The following is a 19,432-nucleotide window of genomic DNA, read 5'->3' as shown; positions in this document are numbered from 1 at the left end:
TCCCACCCGCCTCGAGACTCTAGGGTGACCCGAGAAACTGCCCCTTCGCAAGAGCTTCACACCCTTGCGAAGGGGCAGCTTCTCTTGCCTGCCTCAGCGCACCCCCGCGACGCGGAACTGGATGGACACCCGAGGCCCGACCCGGGCGCTCGTCTTGGGCACGGCGTGGTCCCAGGTCCGCTGGCAGGCGCCGCCCATGACGACGAGGTCTCCGTGGCCGAGCGAGACCCGTTGCGAGACACCGCCATCGCGAGGGCGAAGGGAGAGGTGCCTCGCCGAGCCGAGGGAGACGATGGCGATCATCGTGTCCTGCTCGCGGCTGCGGCCGATCCGGTCGCCGTGCCACGCGACGGAGTCCTCGCCGTCGCGGTAGAGACACAGGCCGGCGGTGACGAAGGGCTCGCCGAGCTCGATCGCGTAGTGGGCCGACAGCTGCTCGCGCATGTCGGTGAGCAGCGGGTGGGGGAGGGCCTCCCCTTCGCCGTAGAAGCACTGCAGGCGAGGCACGTCGACGACGGAGTCGTACATCTGCCGGCGCTCGGCCCGCCACGGCACCTCGTGCAGCAGCGTCGTCAGGACCTCGTCGCTGCCGCAGGCCCACCCGGGCAGCAGGTCGAGCCAGGCGGTGCCGTCGAGGAAGCGGCGGTGCCGCCGGTCGAGGTCACCGAGCGTCGGGGAGTCGGCCGTGTCGAAGAGCGAGGACTGGAGCGCCTGCATGGACCGAGCGTAGCAGCGGGTCGAACGTGTGTTCGAGAGGTTGGACTCGGCGTGGGGGTGCGTGTCGTGTCGGTGCGAAGGGAGACAATGGCCCGGTGCCCCTCTACCGCGACTCCGGGGTCGTCCTGCGCACCCACAAGCTGGGTGAGGCCGACCGGATCATCACCGTGCTCACGCGCGGCCGGGGCAAGGTCCGCGCAGTGGCGAAGGGGGTCCGCCGCACGAAGTCGAAGTTCGGCGCCCGCCTCGAGCCGGGCATGCACGTCGACCTCCAGTGCTACGAGGGGCGCAACCTCGACACCGTGACCCAGGCCGAGTCGCTCGACCCGTGGGGTGACCAGATCGCCCGCGACTACTCGCGCTGGACCGCTGCCTCGGCGATGCTCGAGACCGCCGACCGGCTCACCGAGGAGGGCGAGATGGCGGTGCAGCAGTTCCTCCTGCTCGCCGGCGCGCTGCGCTCGCTCGCCCACGCCGAGCACGCCCCCGAGCTCAGCCTCGACGCCTACCTCCTGCGTGCCCTGGCCGTCGCCGGCTGGGCGCCGAGCTTCCACGACTGCGCCCAGTGCGGCGAGCCGGGCCCGCACCGCGCCTTCCACGTCGCCCACGGCGGCGTGCTCTGCCGCAGCTGCCGCGTGCCCGGCGCCTCCGCGCCCGCACCCGAGACCCTCGAGCTGCTCGCCGCCCTGCTCACCGGCGACTGGGCAGCCGCTGACACCTCCCTCGACCGCCACCGGCGCGAGGGCTCCGGCCTGACCGCGGCCTTCCTCCAGTGGCACCTCGAGCGCGGGGTGCTCTCCCTTCGTCACGTCGACCGCACCCGCCCCGACCCCACCCCATCGCAGAGGACCGGATGAGCCGCTACGAGACCCCGTTCGCCCACCCGAGCGGAGCGACGCCCCCGCCCGTGCCCGCCGACCTCGTGCCCGGGCACGTCGCGATCGTCATGGACGGCAACGGCCGCTGGGCCAACCAGCGCGGCCTGCCGCGCACCAAGGGCCACGAGGCCGGCGAGGGGGCGCTGCTCGACGTCGTCGCCGGCGCGCTCGACATCGGGGTCAAGCACCTGTCGACCTATGCCTTCTCCACGGAGAACTGGCGCCGCTCGCCCGAGGAGGTGCGCTTCCTCATGGGCTTCAACCGTGACGTCATCCGCCGCCGCCGCGACCAGCTGCACGCCTGGGGCGTGCGGATGCGGTGGGTCGGTCGGCGTCCGCGGCTGTGGAGCTCGGTCATCAAGGAGCTCGAGATCGCCCAGGAGATGACCCGCGACAACGACGCGCTGACGCTCTACTTCTGCGTCAACTACGGAGGTCGCGCCGAGATCGCCGACGGCGTGCGGCGCATCGCCGAGGACGTCAAGGCGGGTCGGCTCAAGGGCTCGGGCATCGACGAGCGCACCATCGCGCGCTATCTCACCGAGCCGACCATGCCCGACGTCGACCTCTTCCTGCGCAGCTCGGGGGAGCAGCGCACGAGCAACTTCCTGCTCTGGCAGTCGGCCTATGCCGAGATGGTCTTCCAGGACACGCTGTGGCCCGACTACGACCGCCGCCACCTGTGGGAGGCCATCGAGACCTACGCCCAGCGCGAGCGGCGGTACGGCGGCGCGGTGGACGCGCCCACCACGGGGAGCGCCTGAGCGTCACCTACGCTGGCGAGACCGTGCGCCGACGCACGGTGAGCCGTCACGGAGAGGTCGCACATGTGTCGAGTCCTTGCCTACATCGGGCCGGAGACCCCGCTGGAGAGCCTGCTGCTCACGCCGGACAACAGCCTGGTCAACCAGGCGCTCGACCCGGAGCGGCACCCCGAGCTGCAGCTCGCGGGCTGGGGGTTCGGCGCGTGGGGCGACCACCTGCTCAAGCCGCACGAGCCCCTCATCTACCGCCGGCCGATGGCGGCCTTCTACGACGACAACGCCGCGAGCCTGATCCCCAGCCTCCAGGCCAACACCCTGCTGGCGCACGTGCGGGCGGCGGCCTACGACTCCCAGGTCGTCCTCGCTGACGAGAACTGCCACCCCTTCTTCTTCGAGGGGGCGCCGTGGCTCATCGCGCAGAACGGCTACCTGCCGGGCTGGCAGGTCCTGCAGCGCGAGCTGCTGCAGCACTGCGCGGACGAGTACCTCCAGCAGATGCGCGGCACGACCGACACCGAGTTCCTCGCCGTGCTCCTGCTGTCTCTGCTCGAGGGCAACGGCGACGAGGACGTCCAGCGCGCGGTCGAGCAGCTGCTGCGGCTCGTGGCCGATGCCATGAGGACCCTGCAGCTCCCCGGGCTGACCAAGCTCAAGATGGCCCTGGTCTCGCCGGGGCGCATCATCGGGATCAACTGGGGGCTCGGGCACCGCGGCGAGGTGGACCCGCCGGGGGACTGGCGCGAGCTGCGCGAGGCTCCCGCCGGCAGCGACGACTTCGACCTCGGGATGCTCCTCGAGCCGATGTACCTGCTGCTGGGACGCAACTTCGAGCAGGAGGCGGGGACCTACGGCTTCGAGGAGTGCACCGAGGAGGACGCCACCGCGGCGGTCTTCGCCTCCGAGCCCCTCACCGAGGACGGCGAGGGCTGGCTGTCGCTCGACTACGGCTCGATCACCTTCCTCGAGAGGCAGGACGACGGCCGGATCACCAGGTCGGCCCGCGAGCTCGCCCTGCCGGAGGCGCCCTAGCCGCAGTCCGCGCAGCGCCCGAAGAGCTCGAGCGTGTGCGACACGTCGGTGAAGCCGTGCTCGGCGCTCACCTTGTCGGCCCACCGCTCGACCGCCGGGCCCTCGACCTCGACCGTGCGGCCGCAGTCGCGGCAGACGAGGTGGTGGTGGTGGCCGGTGCTGCACCGGCGGTAGACGATCTCCCCGTCGTCGGTGCGAAGGGAGTCCAGCGCGTCCTCGTCGACCATCGCCTGGAGCGTCCGGTAGACCGTCGCCAGACCGATCTTGTCGCCGCCGGCGACGAGGCTCGCGTGCACCTCCTGGGCCGAGCGGAACTCGTCGGACCGGTCGATGTCGGCCTCGATGGCGGTGCGCTGCCGGGTGGGGCGGCGGGTGCGGGTGTCGGTCATCGGGGGCTCCCCTCGAGGGTGGTCTCGGTGTGGTGGTCGGGATCGTGCTCGTCCCAGTGGTCACCGTGGCGGGCGTGCCGGTGTCCGTCGTGCAGGTAGTCGACGTGGTCGCCGTGCAGGACGACCTCGTGGCCGCAGTCCTCCCAGTGCACGTGCTCGTGCGCCTCGGCGGTGTGGTGGCGTCGGTGCCCGATCGCCCTCACGAGCGTCACGCCAGTGGCGGCGACGACGAAGACGGCGATGGCCAGCAGCACGATCGTCGCGCCCGACGGGGTGTCGGCGTAGAAGCTCGTGACGACGCCGCCGACGCTGGTCAGCGTGCCGACGAGCACCGCCCAGACCAGGCCACCGCGGAAGGAGCGGCCGAGGTACTGCCCGGTCGCATTGGGCAGGATCATCAGGGCGCTGATGAGCAGCAGGCCGATGACCCGCATCGAGATGACGACGGTGACGCCGGTGAGCACGGCGAGCAGGATGTTGGTCGCGAGCACGGGCAGGCCCGAGGCCCGGGCGTACTCGTCGTCCTGGGCGACGGCGAAGAGCCGCTCGCGCAGCACGAGCACGGTGAGCACGACGACCGCCGCGAGCACGGCGAACTGGACGAGGTCGCTCGGCGAGACCGTCGTCAGGGCGCCGAAGAGGAAGCCCTGCAGGTTGGTCGCCGACCCGGACGGCGCCTTGGCGATGATGACCACGCCCGCGGCCAGGCCGCCGTAGAACATCACCGCGAGGGCCAAGTCGCCCCCGGTGCGCCCGAGGTGCCGCAGCAGCTCGATGGCCACCGCGGCGAGCACGACGACGACGAGTGCGGTGAGCACGGGGGAGGTGCTCGTCAGCACGCCGATGCCGACGCCGGCGAGGGCGACGTGGCCCATGCCGTCGCCGATGAGCGACATGCCGCGCTGCACGAGGAAGACGCCGACGAGCGGCGCCGACGCCCCGACGAGCAGGGCGGCGATGAGGGAGCTGCGCATGAACTCCAGGGCGAGCAGGTCCATCAGCGGGTCCCTCCCGGCGTGATCATCGTCGTCGGCACGGCGGCGGGAGGTGGCGTCCCCTCGTCGGAGTGGTGGGTGTGGGCCTCCTCGCCGGCGGCGAGCTCGCCCGGCGCGCAGTCCTGCTGGATGCCGCCGCCGCGCACGACGACGGTGCGGGTGACGATCTCGGCGAGGGCGTCGAGCTCGTGGGTGACGATGACCAGGGTCGCGCCGCGCTCGACGAGCCGGCGCATGACGGCGACGAGCACGGCCTGGTGGCCGCGGTCGACGCCGGCGGTCGGCTCGTCCATGAGGAAGACGTCGGGCCGGCTGGCCAGGGCGCGGGCGATGAGCACGCGGCGCTGCTGGCCGCCGGAGAGGGTGGCGACGTCGTGGCCGGCCAGGTCGGCGAGGCCGACGACGGACAGCGACTCGCGCACGAGGTCGCGACTCGCCGCGTCGTGGATGCGCCACGGCGCCCACCAGGGGGTGCGCACGGTGCGGCCCATGGTGACGATCTCGGCGGCGGTCGCACGGACGGCGGAGGCGAGCGTGTGCCGCTGCGGCACGTAGCCGATGCCAGCGCGGGCTCCCGGGGTCGCGACGTCGTGGCCGAGGACCCTGGCCCGGCCGGCGTGCAGCTCGGAGAGGCCGAGCAGTCCCTTGACGAGGGTCGACTTGCCCGAGCCGTTGGGGCCGAGCACGGCGACGACCTCACCGCGCTGCACGGTGAGGTCGAGGTCGCGCACGATGGTGCGGTCCTCGTAGCCGAAGGCGGTGCCCTCGAGCTCGATGACGGGTGCGGGGTCGGTCACGAGCATCCCTGGCCCTTCTCCACGGTCGCGAGGTTGCTGCGCATGACCGAGACGTAGTCGTCGCCGTCGGAGGCGTCGGTCAGGCCCTCGATCGGGTCGAGGACGGCGACCTCGGCCCCGGTGTCGCGAGCGATCGTCTCCGCGGTGTCGCGGGGGACGAGCGTCTCGGCGTACACGGTGGTGATCTTCTCATCCTTGATGTGCTCGATGAGGTCGGCGAGCGCCGTGGGGCTCGGCTCGGCGCCGGGCGTCAGGCCGCTCACCGACTCCTGGTGGAACCCGTAGCGGTCGGCGAAGTAGGCGAAGGCGGAGTGGCCGGTGACCAGGTCGTGGTTGGTGCACTCGGCGAGCCCGGCCTTGAGGTCCTTGTCCAGTGCCTTGAGTTCGCCGGCGAACTCCTGGGCATTGGCCCGGTAGTCGGCGGCGTGGTCGGGGTCGGCCTCGGCGAAGCGCTCGCCCATCGCCTCGACGACATCGGCGTAGCGGGTCGGGTCGAGCCAGAAGTGCGGATCGGTGTCGCCGTGGTCGTGGCCCTCGTGTCCCCCTTCGCCCTCGTGCTCGTCGTGCGCCGCCTCGATGTCGATCCGGGCGAAGGGGGCGACGTCCATCGCGCTGTCGCCGGCCTCCTGCGCCGCGTCGTCGACCGACGGCTGGAAGTCCTTGAGGTAGATCAGCGCGTCCGCACGGCTGGCCTCGAGCACCTGCTTGGGCGTCAGCTCGAGGTCGTGGGGCTCGGCGCCCGGCTTGGTGAGGTTGGTGACGCTCGCATGGTCGCCGCCGACCCGCTCGGCCGCCTCCTGGAGCGGGTAGAAGGAGGTGGCGACGGTGAGGGAGGCATCGCCCTGGGCGTCACCGTCGGTACCCGTCCCGCAGCCGGTGACGGCGAGGACGAGGGCGGCGACGGCGAGGGGGAGGCGGTGGCGAAGCGGCATGAGAACGATTCTCAGCGAAACTGAGAACCGTTGTCAACTGAGGGTCAGCGGGGGACGATCTTGACGATCGTCAGGGCGACGACGAGCAGGATGACGGCGACCCGCATGAGCCGCTCGGTGCCGGTCAGTCGGGGCCAGCTCAGGGCGAGCATCCACAGCAGGAAGACGGCGACGAGGCCCAGCGGGATCGCGCCCCATGAGCCGATGAAGGCGCCGACGAGCACGAGCGCGAGGACGACGAGGACCGGCACGGCGGGAGGCAGCCCGGCGATGACGCGGGTGACCGGGAGGCTGGCGCGCTCGAAGGCGGTGGTCGCGACGGGCTCGGGACGGCGGGAGGAGCTGCTGGACACCCCCACAGGGTAAGCGGGCCGATGCGGTCGCTCGGCACCGCGCCGGATAACCTCTCCCACATGGCCAAGCAGACCTCCACCGTGGACACCGTCGTCAACCTCTGCAAGCGCAGGGGCTTCGTCTTCCCGTGCGGTGAGATCTACGGCGGTACCCGCTCCGCGTGGGACTACGGACCGCTCGGTGTCGAGCTCAAGGAGAACATCAAGCGTCAGTGGTGGCGCTCGATGGTCACCGGCCGCGACGACGTCGTCGGCCTCGACTCCTCGATCATCCTGCCGCGCGAGACCTGGGTCGCCTCGGGTCACGTCGGCACCTTCACCGACCCGCTCACCGAGTGCCTCAGCTGCCACAAGCGCCACCGCCAGGACCACCTGCAGGAGGCCGTGGCCGACAAGGCGGCGAAGAAGGGTCAGGAGATCGACCCCGACAGCATCCCGATGAGCGAGATCGTCTGCCCCGACTGCGGCACGCGCGGCCAGTGGACCGAGGCCCGCGAGTTCAACATGATGCTCAAGACCTACCTCGGCGTCATCGAGGACGAGTCCGGGCTGCACTACCTGCGCCCCGAGACCGCCCAGGGCATCTTCATCAACTTCAACAACGTCCTGCAGACCTCGCGCAAGAAGCCGCCCTTCGGCATCGCGCAGACCGGCAAGTCCTTCCGCAACGAGATCACGCCGGGCAACTTCATCTTCCGCACCCGCGAGTTCGAGCAGATGGAGATGGAGTTCTTCGTCAAGCCGGGCGAGGACGAGGACTGGCACCAGTACTGGATCGACGAGCGCACCCGCTGGTACACCGATCTGGGCATCAACCCCGACAACCTGCGCCACTTCGAGCACCCGCAGGACAAGCTGAGCCACTACTCCAAGCGCACCGTCGACATCGAGTACCGGTTCAACTTCGCCGGCAGCGAGTGGGGCGAGCTCGAGGGCATCGCCAACCGCACCGACTACGACCTGACGAGCCACAGCAAGCACTCGGGCACCGACCTCGTCTTCTACGACCAGGCCAACAACGAGCGCTACACGCCCTACGTCATCGAGCCGGCGGCCGGTCTGTCCCGCTCGATCATGACCTTCCTCGTCGACGCCTACGCCGAGGACGAGGCCCCCAACGCCAAGGGCGGCGTCGACAAGCGCACCGTGCTGCGCCTCGACCACCGGCTCGCCCCGGTCAAGGCCGCGGTCCTGCCGCTGTCGCGCAACGCCGACCTCTCGCCCAAGGCGCGCGACCTCGCCGCGCAGCTGCGCAAGAGCTGGAACGTCGACTTCGACGACTCGCAGGCAATCGGCAAGCGCTACCGCCGCCAGGACGAGATCGGCACGCCCTACTGCATCACCGTCGACTTCGACACCCTCGAGGACAACGCGGTCACCATCCGTGAGCGCGACACGATGGCGCAGGAGCGGGTCTCCATCGACCAGGTCGAGGCCTGGCTCGCGCCCAGGCTCCTCGGCTCCTGATCGCATGAGCCGAGCCGGGGCGCCGATCCGACTCCTGCTGGTCCACGGCAGTCGGCTCAACGCCGCGGCGTGGATCCCGCTCGAGGAGGCGCTCCTCGGGCGGATCGTGTGCCACCACGTCGACCTGCCCGGCCACGGGCTGGCCGCCGAGCTGCCCTTCACCATGGAGGGCGCGCTCGAGGCGGTCAGCCGGGGCGTGGCCGAGCTCGACCCCGGCCGGCACCGGGTGGTGCTCGCGGGCCACAGCCTCGGCGGGTACGTCGCGATGGAGTGGGCCGCGCAGCATCACATGGTCCTGGCCGGTCTGGTGCTCATGGGCTCGACCGCCGAGCCGAGCTCCCGGCTCGCGGGCGTCTACCGGTCGATGGCCTCCGCGCTGCGGACCGGCCTGGGTGACGAGCGGCGCGCCCCCCGCATCCGCGAGGCGGATGCCGCGTCGCTGCGTCGGATCATCGGTGAGCGGACCGCTACAGCCGTCCTCGAGCGCGGGCCGGGCCTCGCGGCGATCCCCGACGCGTGGGACGCGGTCATCGACGAGGTCGACCTGGGGTCGCTCACCGATGTCGACGTGCCGATCCTCGCGGTCAACGGCGAGTTCGACCAGTTCCGCGTCGGCGAAGGGAGGGCCCGTCGCCTGCGTCAGGACCTCGAGGTCGTCCACGTGCCGGGGGCCACGCACTTCGCGCCGATGACCCACCCGCTGCCCGTGGCCCGGGCGATCGCCGAGTTCGTCTCCGGCCTGCCGGCCTGAGCCGGCGCGGCGGCTCAGGCCGGCGGGAGCTGCTCGGCGAGCCACTCGCCGGTGTGCGCCCAGGCCTCGGCGGAGGCCTGTGGGTGGTGGAAGACCGGGGTGGGATTGTCGAAGGCGTGCCCGGCACCCTCGTGCCGCACGAAGGTCGTCGCATCGCCCCGCGTGGCGGCCTCGACGGCGGCGACCCCCTCGACGGGGATGAACTGGTCGGCGGTTCCCCAGTGGTGCAGCTGCGGGACCCGCACGAGGTCGGCGAGCTCGAGCAGGGTCGGGATCTGGGAGCCGTAGTAGGCGACGAGCGCCGCCGGCGGCTCACCGGCCTGCGTGAGCGCAGCCGTCGTCGCCCAGGCGAGTCCGCCGCCGAAGCAGAAGCCGAGCAGCCCCACCGGGCCGGTGACCTCGGGGCGCTCGCGCAGCACCCGGGTCGCGGCGACGGTGTCGGCGACGGTCTGCCCCCAGTCGAGTCTCCCGGCGGCGCCCATGGCCTCCTCGAGGTGGTCGGCGTCCTCGCCGATCACCGGGCTGCCCAGGCGCCAGTAGGACTCGGGCACGAGCACGACGTAGCCGAGGTCGGCGAGGTCCCGGGCCCGGGAGCGGATGTAGTCGGTGACGCCGAAGATCTCCTGGCAGACGACCAGACCCGGTCCGCTGCCGCTCGGCGGCAGGAAGACCTGGACGGGCAGCTCGCCCCCGTCGACGGGGACGACGGTGCGCTGGTCAGGAGTCACGGAGCCCATCCGGCCACTCTAGGACCGCGGCTCAGGCGCCGGTGGCGACCGGGCGGCCCGGGTCGGTGATCCACTCGCTCCAGCTGCCGACGTAGACGTCGGCGTCGACGCCCGCCTCGTGCAGGGCGAGGGCGGTGTGGGCCGCGGTGATTCCCGAGCCGCAGTAGGTACCGACGACGGTCACCTCGTCGATGTCCTCGCGGGCGAAACGCTCGCGCAGCTCGCGCGCCGGCCGCAGCCGCCCTTCGGGCTGCACGAGGTCGCTCATCGGCACGTTGACGGCGCCGGGGATGTGGCCGGCGACCGGGTCGATCGGCTCGCTCTCGCCGCGGAAGCGCTCCGGCGAGCGGGAGTCGATGAGCACCCCGAGCTTGGCCGTGGCGACGGCGTCCTCGGCGTCGAGCTCGACGAGCTGTTCGGCCTCGAGGTGGACCTCGCCCGGCTCCGGGCTCACCGGCTCGGTGACCACGGTGCCGCCGGCGGCGCGCCATGCGGCCAGTCCGCCGTCGAGGACGCGCACGTCCTCGACCCCGGCCCACCGCAGGACCCACCACGCCCGGGCGGCGCCGAGCGAGGTGCCCTGGTCGTAGACGACGACGCGCGAGTCGTCGTCGAGACCGGCCGCGCGCAGGCCGGCCTGCAGCGTCTCGACGTCGGGCAGGGGGTGCCGCCCCCCTTCGCCCGCGGGGCCGGCGAGGACCGTGTCGAGGTCGACGAAGGGAGCGCCCGGCACGTGGCCCTCGGAGTAGAGGCGAGGCCCGTCGCCGGTGAGCGTGTACTGGACGTCGAGGACGACGAGGTCGTCCTCGGTGATCTCGTGCTGCAGGTCGTCGGCGGTGATCAGGGCGGTCACGGGGTCTCCTCGGATTCGGGGGTCAGGGGTCGGATCGGGACCTCGTAGTCGCCGAAGTCGTCGTAGGCGCGCGGGTCCTCTCGGGGCTCGATGTGGGTCGTCACGGACAGGTCCTCGAACTCCGCCTCGAGAGCGCGCTCGATCTCCTCGACGTGGTCGTGGGCGCGACGCACCGACCAGGCTCCCGGGACGAGCACGTGCATCTCGGCGAAGGACAGGTGCCCGGCGCCTCGGGTGCGCAGCCCGTGGATGTCGATGTCGTCGCTGCGGTGCCGGTCGAGGGCCGCCGCGATGCGGGCATTGGTCTCGGGGGAGAGGGACTCGTCCATGAGGCCGCGGCTGGACTCGCTGACGAGCTTCCACCCCGTCCAGATGATGTTGGCGCCGACGAGCAGGGCGACGACCGGGTCGAGCCAGTCGATGCCGGTGAGCACGACGAGCAGCACGCCGACGACGACACCGACGGAGGTCCACACGTCGGTGAGCAGGTGCTGGCCGTCCGCCCGCAGGGTGATGGACCGGTGCTCTCGGCCGGCCCGCAGCAGCACCACGGCGACCGCGCCGTTGATGACCGATGCGACCACCGAGATCGCCAGACCGGTGCCCGCCTGCTCGATCGGCTGCGGGGTGAGCAGGCGACCGACGGACTGCCAGATGATGAAGGTCGCGGCGACGAAGATCATCCCGCCCTCGATGGCCGCCGAGAAGTACTCCGCCTTGCTGTGGCCGAAGTGGTGGTTGTCGTCGGCAGCGCGCGCCGCGACCCGCAGGGCGACGAGTGCGGCGATCGCGGCGACGAGATTGACGATCGACTCGGCGGCGTCGGCGAGCAGGCCGACCGAGTCGGTGATCCACCACGCGCCGGTCTTGAGCGCGATCGTCGCGAGGGCCGCGGCGACCGACAACCAGGCATAGCGCTCGAGGTTCGGGCGCGGGGTGGCGGTGTTCATGTCCGCGATTGTCCCTCCTCGCCACTGCGGTGAGACACTGGGTGGCGCGATGACCACCCAGATCCTTGACCCCACCGCCCCCGCCACCACGGGGGAGCGCGTGCTGCCTCCCCTTCGCATCGGCCGGCATGTCATCGACTCGCCGGTCGTCTTGGCACCGATGGCCGGCATCACCAACCGCGCCTTCCGTCGCCTGTGCCGCGAGGCCGGCGACGCCGGGCTCGCCGCGAGCGGGCTGACCGGCGCGAGCAGCCTCTACGTCAACGAGATGGTCACCTCGCGCGCGCTCGTCGAGCGCACGCCGGAGTCGATGCGCCTCATCGAGCACGACGAGGACGAGCGGCCGCGCAGCGTGCAGCTCTACAGCGTCGACCCGGCGACGACCGCCGCCGCCGTGCGGATGCTCGTCACCGAGGACCGGGCCGACCACATCGACCTCAACTTCGGCTGCCCGGTGCCCAAGGTGACCCGCAAGGGCGGGGGAGCGGCACTGCCGTGGAAGCGTGACCTCTTCCGCGCCATCGTCTCCGCCGCCGTCACCGAGGGGGCGAAGGGGGACGTCCCCGTCACCGTGAAGATGCGCAAGGGCATCGACGACGAGCACCTGACCTACCTCGAGGCCGCCCGCGCTGCCGTCGACGAGGGTGTCGCCGCGGTCGCCCTGCACGGTCGCACCGCCTCGCAGGCCTACTCGGGCCAAGCCGACTGGTCGGCGATCAAGCTGCTCAAGGAGACGATCACCGAGGTGCCGGTCCTCGGCAACGGTGACATCTGGTCGGCCGAGGACGCACTGGCGATGGTGGAGCAGACCGGCTGCGACGGGGTCGTCGTCGGTCGCGGCTGCCTCGGCCGACCGTGGCTCTTCGCCGACCTGTCCGCCGCCTTCGCGGGGGCGCAGGTGCGTGTCACGCCGACCCTCGGCGAGGTCGCCGCGACGCTGCGCCGGCACGCCGAGCTGCTCACCGACTTCTACGCCGGCGACGAGCTGCGCGCCTGCCGCGACATCCGCAAGCACATCGCGTGGTACCTCAAGGGGTTTCCCGCCGGCTCGACCGTGCGCAACCAGCTCGCGCTCGTCGACTCGCTCGCCGCGCTCGACCGGCTCATCGACACGATGGACCTGTCGAGCCCCTGGCCGGGGGAGGCCGCCGAGGGCCAGCGTGGTCGTGCCGGCTCCTCGCGCGTCGTCGCCCTGCCGGAGAACTGGCTGGCCTCGCGCGAGCTCGACGAGGCCCAGCGGGCGCAGGTCGCCGCCGCCGAGCAGTCCGTCGCCGACGGCGGCTGACCCTCACTCCACGACGACGAGCAGGTCGCCCCCTTCGACCTGCTGGCGTGCGCCGACCGCGAGCCGGCGCACCGTGCCCGCCACGGGGGTCGTGATGCCGGCCTCCATCTTCATCGCCTCGATCGTCGCGACGGTGGCGCCCGCCTCGACCTCGTCGCCCTCGGCGACCTGAACCGTGACGACCCCGGCGAAGGGGGCCGCGACCTGACCGGAGGCGCCCGGGTCGGCCTTCTCGGCCGCGACGACCTCTGCGTCGACGCCGCGGTCGCGGACCTGGACCGGCCGCAGCTGACCGTTGACCGTGCCCATCACGGTGCGCATCCCGTGCTCGTCGGGCTCGCTCACCGAGCTCAGGCCGATCGTCAGGGTCTTGCCCGGCTCGATCTCGACCTCGTCGTCGCGCCCCTGCTCGAGGCCGTGGAGAAAGAGGCCGGTGTCGAGCACCGAGGTGTCGCCGAAGCTCGCCCGGGCGGTGCGCATCTCCTGGGTAGGGCCGGGGAAGAGCAGCTCGTTGAGCGTCTCGCGCGGGGCGTCGCGCAGTGCCTGCTCCTGCTCGGGGGTGAGGTCGGCGGTCGGAGGCTGCTCGCGCCGACCCTCGAGCGCCTTGCTGCGGAAGGGCTCGGGCCACCCGCCGGGCGGGTCGCCGAGGTCGCCACGGAGGAACCCGATGACCGAGTCGGGGATGTCGAAGCGGGCCGGGTCGGCCTCGAACTGCGCCGGGTCCGCACCGAGGCCGACGAGGGAGAGCGCGAGGTCGCCAACGACCTTGCTGCTCGGCGTCACCTTGACGATGTGGCCGAGCATCGCGTCGGCCGCCGCGTACATGTCCTCGACCTCCTCGAAGCGCTCCCCGAGCCCGAGCGCGATCGCCTGCTGGCGCAGATTGGACAGCTGCCCGCCGGGGATCTCGTGCCGGTAGACACGGCCGGTGGGGGAGGCCAGCCCGGACTCGAAGGGCGCGTAGAGGCGCCGCACGCCCTCCCAGTAGGGCTCGAGCGCGAAGACCTGCTCGATGTCCAGGCCGGTCGGCCGGTCCGTGCCGTCGGTCGCCGCGACGAGGGCGGACAGCGAGGGCTGCGAGGTGGTGCCGGCCATCGTCGCGCTCGCCGCGTCGACGGCGTCGACGCCGGCCCCGATCGCCGCGAGGAGGGTGCCGATCTGGCCGCCTGCGGTGTCGTGGGTGTGCAGGTGCACCGGGAGGTCGAACCGCTCGCGCAGCGCGGTCACCAGGCGGGCCGCCGCGGGGGCGCGCAGCAGCCCGGCCATGTCCTTGATCGCCAGGACGTGCGCGCCGGCGTCGACGATCCGCTCGGCCAGGCGCAGGTAGTAGTCGAGCGTGTAGATCTCCTCGCCCGGGTCGAGGAGGTTGCCGGTGTAGCACAGGGCGACCTCGGCGACCGCGGTGTCGGTCGCGAGCACAGACTCGATCGCGGGGCGCATCTGGTCGACGTCGTTGAGCGCGTCGAAGATGCGGAAGATCGACAGGCCGGTGCGGGCGGCCTCGGCGACGAAGGCGTCGGTGACGCTCGTCGGGTAGGGCGTGTAGCCGACGGTGTTGCGCCCGCGCAGGAGCATCTGGAGGGCGACGTTGGGCATCGCCTCGTGCAGGGCCGAGAGCCGCTCCCACGGGTCCTCGTGGAGGAAGCGCAGGGCGACGTCGTAGGTCGCGCCGCCCCAGGCCTCGACGGACAGCAGCTGCGGGGTGAGCCGGGAGACGTGCTCGGCGACGTGGAGCAGGTCACGGGTGCGCACCCGGGTGGCGAGCAGCGACTGGTGGGCGTCGCGGAAGGTCGTGTCGGTCACCGGGACGTCGGTGCGGGAGCGCAGGTCGGCGGCGAATCCGGCGGGGCCCAGACGCAGGAGGCGGTCACGGCTACCCTCGGGGCGCTCGCCCTCGGGCAACGTCGGCAGCTTGGTCCGGGGGCGCAGGTCGCTCGTGCGCGGGCCGTGCGGCTGGTTGACCGTGACGTCGGCGAGGTAGGTGAGCAGCTTGGTCGCCCGGTCCTTGCCCGTGGGGGCCGCGAGCAGCTCGGGGCGCTCGTCGATGAAGCTCGTCGTCACCCGGCCGGCCTGGAAGTCGGGGTCGGCGAGCACCGCTTCGAGGAAGGGCAGGTTGGTCGCCACCCCGCGGACGCGGAACTCGGCGAGCGCCCGCCGGGCCCGACGGACCGCGAGCGGGAAGGTGCGGGCGCGGCAGGTGAGCTTGACGAGCATCGAGTCGAAGTGGGCGCTCACCTCGGCGCCGACGAAGGTCGTGCCGCCGTCGAGGCGCACCCCGGAGCCGCCGGCGGAGCGGTAGGCGGAGATCGTGCCCGAGTCCGGGCGGAACCCGTTGGCCGGGTCCTCGGTCGTGATCCGGCACTGCAGGGCGAAGCCGTGCGTGCCGATGTCCTCCTGGCGCATGCCGAGCTCGGCGAGGGTCGCGCCGGCCGCGATCCGCAGCTGCATGACGACGAGGTCGACCTCGGTGACCTCCTCGGTCACGGTGTGCTCGACCTGGATGCGCGGGTTCATCTCGATGAAGACGTAGCGGCCGTCCTCGCCGAGGAGGAACTCGACGGTGCCGGCGTTGACGTAGCCGATGGACTTCGCGAAACGCACCGCGTCGGCGCACATCCGCTCGCGCAGGTCGGGGTCGAGGTTGGGCGCCGGGGCGATCTCGACGACCTTCTGGTGGCGCCGCTGCACCGAGCAGTCCCGCTCGAAGAAGTGGAGGACCTCACCGCTGGCGTCACCGACGACCTGGACCTCGATGTGCCGCGGGTTGACCACGGCCTCCTCGAGGTAGAGCGTCGGGTCGCCGAAGGCCGACTCGGCCTCGCGCTGGGCGGCCTCCAGCGCGTCCCGGAGGTCCTCCCTTCGCTCGACCCGGCGCATGCCGCGACCGCCACCGCCGCTCACGGCCTTGACGAAGACCGGGAAGCCGATCTCCTCGGCGGCCGCCGCGAGGGCGTCGAGGTCCGTCGTGGCCTCGGCACCGCGCAGCGTCGGCAGACCGGCGGCCCTGGCCGCCGCGATCGCACGCGCCTTGTTGCCGGTGAGCTCGAGGACCGTGGCCGGGGGACCGATGAAGGTGATGCCGTGCCGGGCGCACTCCTCGGCGAGCTGGGGGTTCTCCGACAGGAACCCGTACCCGGGGTAGATCGCGTCGACCCCGGCCTCACGAGCCACGCGCACGACGTCCTCGTGGTCGAGGTAGGCCCGGACCGGGTGCCCCTCCTCACCGATGAGGTAGGCCTCGTCGGCCTTCATCCGGTGCTCGGAGAGCCGGTCCTCGATCGGGTAGACCGCGACGGTGGTCGCGTCGAGCTCGGTGGCGGCGCGGAAGGCGCGGATGGCGATCTCGCCTCGGTTGGCGACGAGGATCTTGTGGAACACGGGGGACCTCCGGGGGTGTGGCGGGCGTCACCCGAGGCTACTGACCTGCCGGACCCGGTGATCGGGGGTTCCGCGAAGGGAGACGGCGCGCCGGGCCGTAGGCTCGCCAGCGTGAGCAGCCTGAGCGACCGCGAGCGGTGGGTCTCCGAGGACCCGGTGCACAAGCGGGCCGACCGTGACGACTTCGCCCGTGACCGCGGCCGGCTGATCCACTCCGCCGCGCTGCGGCGACTGTCGGCCAAGACGCAGGTGCTCGGGCCCGGCAGCGACGACTTCGTCCGCAACCGGCTGACGCACAGCCTCGAGGTGGCCCAGATCGGGCGTGAGTTCGGCGGGGCGCTGGGCTGCGCGGCCGACGTCGTCGAGGTGGCCTGCCTCGCGCACGACCTGGGGCATCCCCCCTTCGGCCACAACGGCGAGACGGCGCTCGACGAGGTCGCCGCGGACATCGGTGGCTTCGAGGGCAATGCGCAGACCCTGCGCATCCTCACCCGGCTCGAGCCCAAGCGCGTGCACCCCGACGGACGCCCGGCCGGGCTCAACCTCACCCGCGCCAGCCTCGACGCGGCGACCAAGTACCCGTGGCGGCGCGGCCACGGGCCGGCGCCCACGCCGAAGTTCGGGGTCTACGAGGACGACCTGCCGGTCTTCGACTGGATGCGCGAAGGGAGCCCCGGCGGGCTCGTGCGCTGCCTCGAGGCCGACGTCATGGACTGGTCCGACGACGTCGCCTACTCCGTCCACGACGTCGAGGACGCGATCGCCTCCGGGCGGCTGGACCTGCGCCGACTGCGCGATGCCGACGACAGCGGGGCGGTCGTCGACGTGGCGGCCGAGCACTTCGCCCGCGACCTGGGGCGCGACGCGCTCGCCGAGGGTCTAGAGAGGCTGCTCGCGACCGGTGCCGTGCCCGACGGCTACGACCGCTCGCGGGCCGGGCTCGCGGGGCTCAAGGACATGACCTCACGACTCATCGGGCGCTTCGTCCACGCGGCGGAGCAGGCGACCCGTGCCGTGCACGGGCCCGGCGACCTCGGCCGCTACGACGCCCGCCTCGTCGTGCCCGAGGACTCGCGCGCCGAGGTCGCGGTGCTCAAGGCGGTGGCCGCCCACTTCGTCATGTTCACCGGTGAGCGCGATGACGAGTACGCCCACCAGCGGCAGGTCGTCGCCGACCTCGCGGCGTGGTTCGCCGCCGACCCCGAGGGACGGCTCGACGCCGACCTGCGCAGCGACCTCGCTGCGGCGCCCGACGACGCGGCCCGTCTACGGGTCGTGGTCGACCAGGTGGCGGGCCTGACCGACGTGCGGGCGCTCGCCCTGCACGCGCAGCACTGCCACTAGGGGGAGTGCTCCCCCTCGTCTCGGCAGTGTGGCGTCGCTAGTCTCCTGATCACACAGACAGGGGACCACGATGACACTGACCGACGGCATGGACGTGGCGCGCATGCGCCAGATCGCCGAACAGCTCGTGCTGCAGTCGAAGCAGCTCACCGGCGTGGCACAGGACGGATCGGCCTCGATGAGCAGGCTCGTCGAGGCGTGGCAGGGGCCGGACACGGAGTTCTTCTCGCAGGGGTGGACGCAGGCGGGGGGTCAGTGCGACGAGACGGCCGAGACGCTGCGCTCCTTCGGGGAGCGGATGCGCGCCCAGGCCGACCAGCAGGACGAGGCCAGCGGCAACCGCCGAGGCGGCGGAGGTGGCGGGGGCGGCCCTCGAGGCCCCGGTGGGGACGGCGACGGTGTCAGCTCCTCCAACCCCGACATCAAGGACGACACCAAGGACGCCGAGTACAAGGACGTCGACGGCCCGCTGATCGACGAGGGCGGGGTCGAGCCCGACGACGTCAAGCAGGGTGCCCTGGGTGACTGCTGGCTGATCAGCTCGATGAAGGGCATCGCCGGCACGCCCTCGGGCCAGGAGCTGATCGAGAAGAACATCAAGGACAACGGGGACGGGACCTACGACGTCACCCTCTACCGCGATGGGGAGCCGCTCGTCGTCACGGTCGACGGCAAGCTGCCGGTCGGTCCCAACGGCGAGCCGGTGTATGCCAACAACGACGGCGGCGGACGCGAGATGTGGCCCCTGCTCTACGAGAAGGCCATGGCCAAGGAGTTCGGCGGGGACTACGAGGACCTCGACGGCGACTGGCCCGCCAAGGCCATCGAGGCCATGACGGGCAACGAGGTGGAGACCTACGACGAGGGGCTCATGCCCTGGGACGACAAGGACTTCCCCGGCGCCTCGGACCTGCAGGCGAAGCTCGACGACGGCGGCGTCGTCGTCGCCTCGACCGACGGCGACGGCAAGAAGCACTCGGACGGCGACCTCGTGAGCAACCACGCCTACACCGTCACCGACGTCAACCCCGAGACCGGCGAGGTCACCGTGCAGAACCCGTGGGGCAAGGGTGAGGCACCGATCACCATGAGCTACGAGGAGTTCGAGAAGAACTTCGCCCGTCTCGACGTCGGGTCGACCAAGTGAGTGCAGGAGAGGCGATGGACACGACGATCACGCTGCAGCAGAACATCCCGACCCCGGCATGGGGCATGCGCCTCATCGCCGCCAACGTCCACGAGGGGGCGGCCACGGTCATCGTCGAGCCGCCCGGTGAGCCGATGGTCAGGCACCAGGTCGGGGCGGGCGACACGGTGCCCTTCGGGGATCGCGCCCTGCACGTCGACGAGATCACCGGCGGCGGCGACGCCGGGCGGCCGGGGCGTGCGTCCGGTCGCGTCACCCTCTCCGTGGTGGACGGTGCCGCCCGGTGAGCACGGTGCGGGGAGTGCGGGCGCTCGCTCTCGTGCCACTGGTGGCCCTGACGGTCGCCGCGTGCGGTGACGACGGGGACTCCGCCCCCGAGAGCACGCCCGAGGGCGCAGTGGTGCTGGTCGAGAACCAGCCGGGCACCGTGGACGGGACGTCCGTGGTCGCCACCGACGTCGAGGGCGACGACGCGACGCTGCGCATCACCGTCGACGGCCCGTCGGAGGCGACGGACGTGAGCGAGGGAGCAACCGTGGACATCGCCGGGGCGAGCTATCGCGTCGAGGCGGTGTGGTCCGAGGAGGACGGCGACAGCCCGGGCAGCATGGGTGGGCACGTCATGGTGGTCCCGGCCGACGGCTGACCTCCGCGTCGTCAGAACCTCCGCCTACA

General features: G+C 72.1%; 20 protein-coding genes. 10 read left to right on the top strand and 10 right to left on the bottom strand.

The features are described from left to right. Positions 1 to 93: 93 nt before the first annotated feature. Positions 94 to 717 (bottom strand): alpha-ketoglutarate-dependent dioxygenase AlkB, encoded by a 624-nt coding sequence (locus ACQBJO_RS10330; RefSeq protein WP_421009000.1) that lies wholly within the window; start codon positions 715 to 717, stop codon positions 94 to 96. Positions 718 to 812: 95 nt separating this feature from the next. Between ACQBJO_RS10330 and recO the strand changes: the two genes are divergently transcribed. The 3 genes from recO (at position 813) to ACQBJO_RS10315 (ending at position 3,388) form a co-directional block, all read left to right on the top strand. Continuing rightward, positions 813 to 1,574 (top strand): DNA repair protein RecO, encoded by a 762-nt coding sequence (recO, locus tag ACQBJO_RS10325; protein ID WP_255183722.1) that lies wholly within the window; start codon positions 813 to 815, stop codon positions 1,572 to 1,574. Next, a complete protein-coding gene (locus ACQBJO_RS10320; protein ID WP_255183721.1) occupies positions 1,571 to 2,359 on the top strand; it encodes an isoprenyl transferase in 789 nt (262 codons plus the stop codon). The genes recO and ACQBJO_RS10320 overlap by 4 nt, the downstream gene beginning before the upstream one ends. Before the next feature lie 63 nt (positions 2,360 to 2,422). Further along, positions 2,423 to 3,388 (top strand): class II glutamine amidotransferase, encoded by a 966-nt coding sequence (locus ACQBJO_RS10315; RefSeq protein ID WP_421009001.1) that lies wholly within the window; start codon positions 2,423 to 2,425, stop codon positions 3,386 to 3,388. Here the strand turns inward: ACQBJO_RS10315 and ACQBJO_RS10310 are convergent. From ACQBJO_RS10310 to ACQBJO_RS10290, 5 genes are read right to left on the bottom strand one after another with little or no spacing between them, the layout of a single operon-like run. Next, complete coding sequence (locus tag ACQBJO_RS10310; protein WP_255183719.1) at positions 3,385 to 3,777, bottom strand: Fur family transcriptional regulator; 393 nt, start codon at positions 3,775 to 3,777, stop codon at positions 3,385 to 3,387. The two genes, ACQBJO_RS10315 and ACQBJO_RS10310, sit on opposite strands and share 4 nt — an antisense overlap. Then, positions 3,774 to 4,778: a metal ABC transporter permease gene (locus tag ACQBJO_RS10305; RefSeq protein WP_421009069.1), complete on the bottom strand. Its 1,005-nt coding sequence runs from the start codon at positions 4,776 to 4,778 to the stop codon at positions 3,774 to 3,776. The genes ACQBJO_RS10310 and ACQBJO_RS10305 overlap by 4 nt, the downstream gene beginning before the upstream one ends. Continuing rightward, entirely contained in the window at positions 4,775 to 5,575 is an 801-nt protein-coding gene (locus tag ACQBJO_RS10300; RefSeq protein WP_255183718.1) for a metal ABC transporter ATP-binding protein, read from the bottom strand. Before ACQBJO_RS10300 ends, ACQBJO_RS10305 begins: the two co-directional genes overlap by 4 nt. Continuing rightward, the gene (locus tag ACQBJO_RS10295; RefSeq protein WP_421009002.1) at positions 5,566 to 6,501 is read right to left on the bottom strand and encodes a metal ABC transporter substrate-binding protein; all 936 of its coding nucleotides are present in this window, start codon (positions 6,499 to 6,501) and stop codon (positions 5,566 to 5,568) included. Before ACQBJO_RS10295 ends, ACQBJO_RS10300 begins: the two co-directional genes overlap by 10 nt. Before the next feature lie 44 nt (positions 6,502 to 6,545). Next, the gene (locus ACQBJO_RS10290) at positions 6,546 to 6,854 is read right to left on the bottom strand and encodes a DUF6703 family protein (protein WP_421009003.1); all 309 of its coding nucleotides are present in this window, start codon (positions 6,852 to 6,854) and stop codon (positions 6,546 to 6,548) included. A gap of 60 nt (positions 6,855 to 6,914) precedes the next feature. On the opposite strand from ACQBJO_RS10290, the gene ACQBJO_RS10285 reads away from it, so the two are divergent. Both ACQBJO_RS10285 and ACQBJO_RS10280 read left to right on the top strand, forming a co-directional pair. After that, positions 6,915 to 8,321 carry a glycine--tRNA ligase gene (locus ACQBJO_RS10285; protein WP_255183715.1) on the top strand — a complete coding sequence of 469 codons (1,407 nt, stop codon included), beginning with the start codon at positions 6,915 to 6,917 and terminating at the stop codon, positions 8,319 to 8,321. 4 nt (positions 8,322 to 8,325) lie between these two features. Continuing rightward, entirely contained in the window at positions 8,326 to 9,072 is a 747-nt protein-coding gene (locus tag ACQBJO_RS10280; protein ID WP_421009004.1) for an alpha/beta fold hydrolase, read from the top strand. A gap of 14 nt (positions 9,073 to 9,086) precedes the next feature. Here the strand turns inward: ACQBJO_RS10280 and ACQBJO_RS10275 are convergent, their stop codons facing one another. From ACQBJO_RS10275 to ACQBJO_RS10265, 3 genes are read right to left on the bottom strand one after another with little or no spacing between them, the layout of a single operon-like run. Then, complete coding sequence (locus tag ACQBJO_RS10275; protein ID WP_255183713.1) at positions 9,087 to 9,809, bottom strand: dienelactone hydrolase family protein; 723 nt, start codon at positions 9,807 to 9,809, stop codon at positions 9,087 to 9,089. 22 nt (positions 9,810 to 9,831) lie between these two features. After that, positions 9,832 to 10,653, bottom strand: coding sequence for a sulfurtransferase (locus tag ACQBJO_RS10270; RefSeq protein ID WP_421009005.1), 822 nt, complete (start codon positions 10,651 to 10,653; stop codon positions 9,832 to 9,834). Continuing rightward, positions 10,650 to 11,603 carry a cation diffusion facilitator family transporter gene (locus ACQBJO_RS10265; protein ID WP_255183711.1) on the bottom strand — a complete coding sequence of 318 codons (954 nt, stop codon included), beginning with the start codon at positions 11,601 to 11,603 and terminating at the stop codon, positions 10,650 to 10,652. The genes ACQBJO_RS10270 and ACQBJO_RS10265 overlap by 4 nt, the downstream gene beginning before the upstream one ends. 49 nt (positions 11,604 to 11,652) lie before the next feature. Between ACQBJO_RS10265 and dusB the strand changes: the two genes are divergently transcribed. Then, complete coding sequence (dusB, locus tag ACQBJO_RS10260) at positions 11,653 to 12,888, top strand: tRNA dihydrouridine synthase DusB (protein WP_255183710.1); 1,236 nt, start codon at positions 11,653 to 11,655, stop codon at positions 12,886 to 12,888. Between the two features lie 3 nt (positions 12,889 to 12,891). On the opposite strand, the gene ACQBJO_RS10255 is transcribed toward dusB, so the two are convergent. Continuing rightward, positions 12,892 to 16,266, bottom strand: coding sequence for a pyruvate carboxylase (locus ACQBJO_RS10255; RefSeq protein WP_255183709.1), 3,375 nt, complete (start codon positions 16,264 to 16,266; stop codon positions 12,892 to 12,894). 111 nt (positions 16,267 to 16,377) lie between these two features. On the opposite strand from ACQBJO_RS10255, the gene ACQBJO_RS10250 reads away from it, so the two are divergent. The 4 genes from ACQBJO_RS10250 to ACQBJO_RS10235 all read left to right on the top strand — a co-directional run bounded on the left by ACQBJO_RS10250 (position 16,378) and on the right by ACQBJO_RS10235 (position 19,403). Next, positions 16,378 to 17,610: a deoxyguanosinetriphosphate triphosphohydrolase gene (locus ACQBJO_RS10250; protein ID WP_421009006.1), complete on the top strand. Its 1,233-nt coding sequence runs from the start codon at positions 16,378 to 16,380 to the stop codon at positions 17,608 to 17,610. A gap of 70 nt (positions 17,611 to 17,680) precedes the next feature. Further along, positions 17,681 to 18,757, top strand: a complete 1,077-nt coding sequence (locus tag ACQBJO_RS10245; protein WP_421009007.1) for a C2 family cysteine protease — start codon at positions 17,681 to 17,683, stop codon at positions 18,755 to 18,757. A 14-nt stretch (positions 18,758 to 18,771) separates the two neighbouring features. After that, positions 18,772 to 19,044, top strand: coding sequence for a DUF6406 domain-containing protein (locus tag ACQBJO_RS10240; RefSeq protein WP_421009008.1), 273 nt, complete (start codon positions 18,772 to 18,774; stop codon positions 19,042 to 19,044). Further along, on the top strand, positions 19,041 to 19,403 hold the full coding sequence (locus ACQBJO_RS10235; RefSeq protein ID WP_421009009.1) for a hypothetical protein: 363 nt from the start codon (positions 19,041 to 19,043) through the stop codon (positions 19,401 to 19,403). The genes ACQBJO_RS10240 and ACQBJO_RS10235 overlap by 4 nt, the downstream gene beginning before the upstream one ends. Positions 19,404 to 19,432 lie beyond the last annotated feature (29 nt).

Origin of the sequence: Janibacter zhangyanbonis, from assembly GCF_050507325.1 — a bacterium.
GTDB lineage: Bacteria > Actinomycetota > Actinomycetes > Actinomycetales > Dermatophilaceae > Janibacter.
This window is presented reverse-complemented; position numbering and strand designations above follow the sequence as displayed.

Bases quoted from the DNA above. Each gene is read 5' to 3' on its own strand.
- ACQBJO_RS10240 (WP_421009008.1), top strand. From the start codon at position 18,772: ATGGACACGACGATCACGCTGCAGCAGAACATCCCGACCCCGGCATGG.
- ACQBJO_RS10315 (WP_421009001.1), top strand. From the start codon at position 2,423: ATGTGTCGAGTCCTTGCCTACATCGGGCCGGAGACCCCGCTGGAGAGC.
- ACQBJO_RS10275 (WP_255183713.1), bottom strand. From the start codon at position 9,809: ATGGGCTCCGTGACTCCTGACCAGCGCACCGTCGTCCCCGTCGACGGG.
- ACQBJO_RS10265 (WP_255183711.1), bottom strand. From the start codon at position 11,603: ATGAACACCGCCACCCCGCGCCCGAACCTCGAGCGCTATGCCTGGTTG.
- ACQBJO_RS10330 (WP_421009000.1), bottom strand. From the start codon at position 717: ATGCAGGCGCTCCAGTCCTCGCTCTTCGACACGGCCGACTCCCCGACG.
- dusB (WP_255183710.1), top strand. From the start codon at position 11,653: ATGACCACCCAGATCCTTGACCCCACCGCCCCCGCCACCACGGGGGAG.
- ACQBJO_RS10310 (WP_255183719.1), bottom strand. From the start codon at position 3,777: ATGACCGACACCCGCACCCGCCGCCCCACCCGGCAGCGCACCGCCATC.
- ACQBJO_RS10320 (WP_255183721.1), top strand. From the start codon at position 1,571: ATGAGCCGCTACGAGACCCCGTTCGCCCACCCGAGCGGAGCGACGCCC.
- ACQBJO_RS10300 (WP_255183718.1), bottom strand. From the start codon at position 5,575: ATGCTCGTGACCGACCCCGCACCCGTCATCGAGCTCGAGGGCACCGCC.
- ACQBJO_RS10295 (WP_421009002.1), bottom strand. From the start codon at position 6,501: ATGCCGCTTCGCCACCGCCTCCCCCTCGCCGTCGCCGCCCTCGTCCTC.
- ACQBJO_RS10245 (WP_421009007.1), top strand. From the start codon at position 17,681: ATGACACTGACCGACGGCATGGACGTGGCGCGCATGCGCCAGATCGCC.
- ACQBJO_RS10280 (WP_421009004.1), top strand. From the start codon at position 8,326: ATGAGCCGAGCCGGGGCGCCGATCCGACTCCTGCTGGTCCACGGCAGT.
- ACQBJO_RS10285 (WP_255183715.1), top strand. From the start codon at position 6,915: ATGGCCAAGCAGACCTCCACCGTGGACACCGTCGTCAACCTCTGCAAG.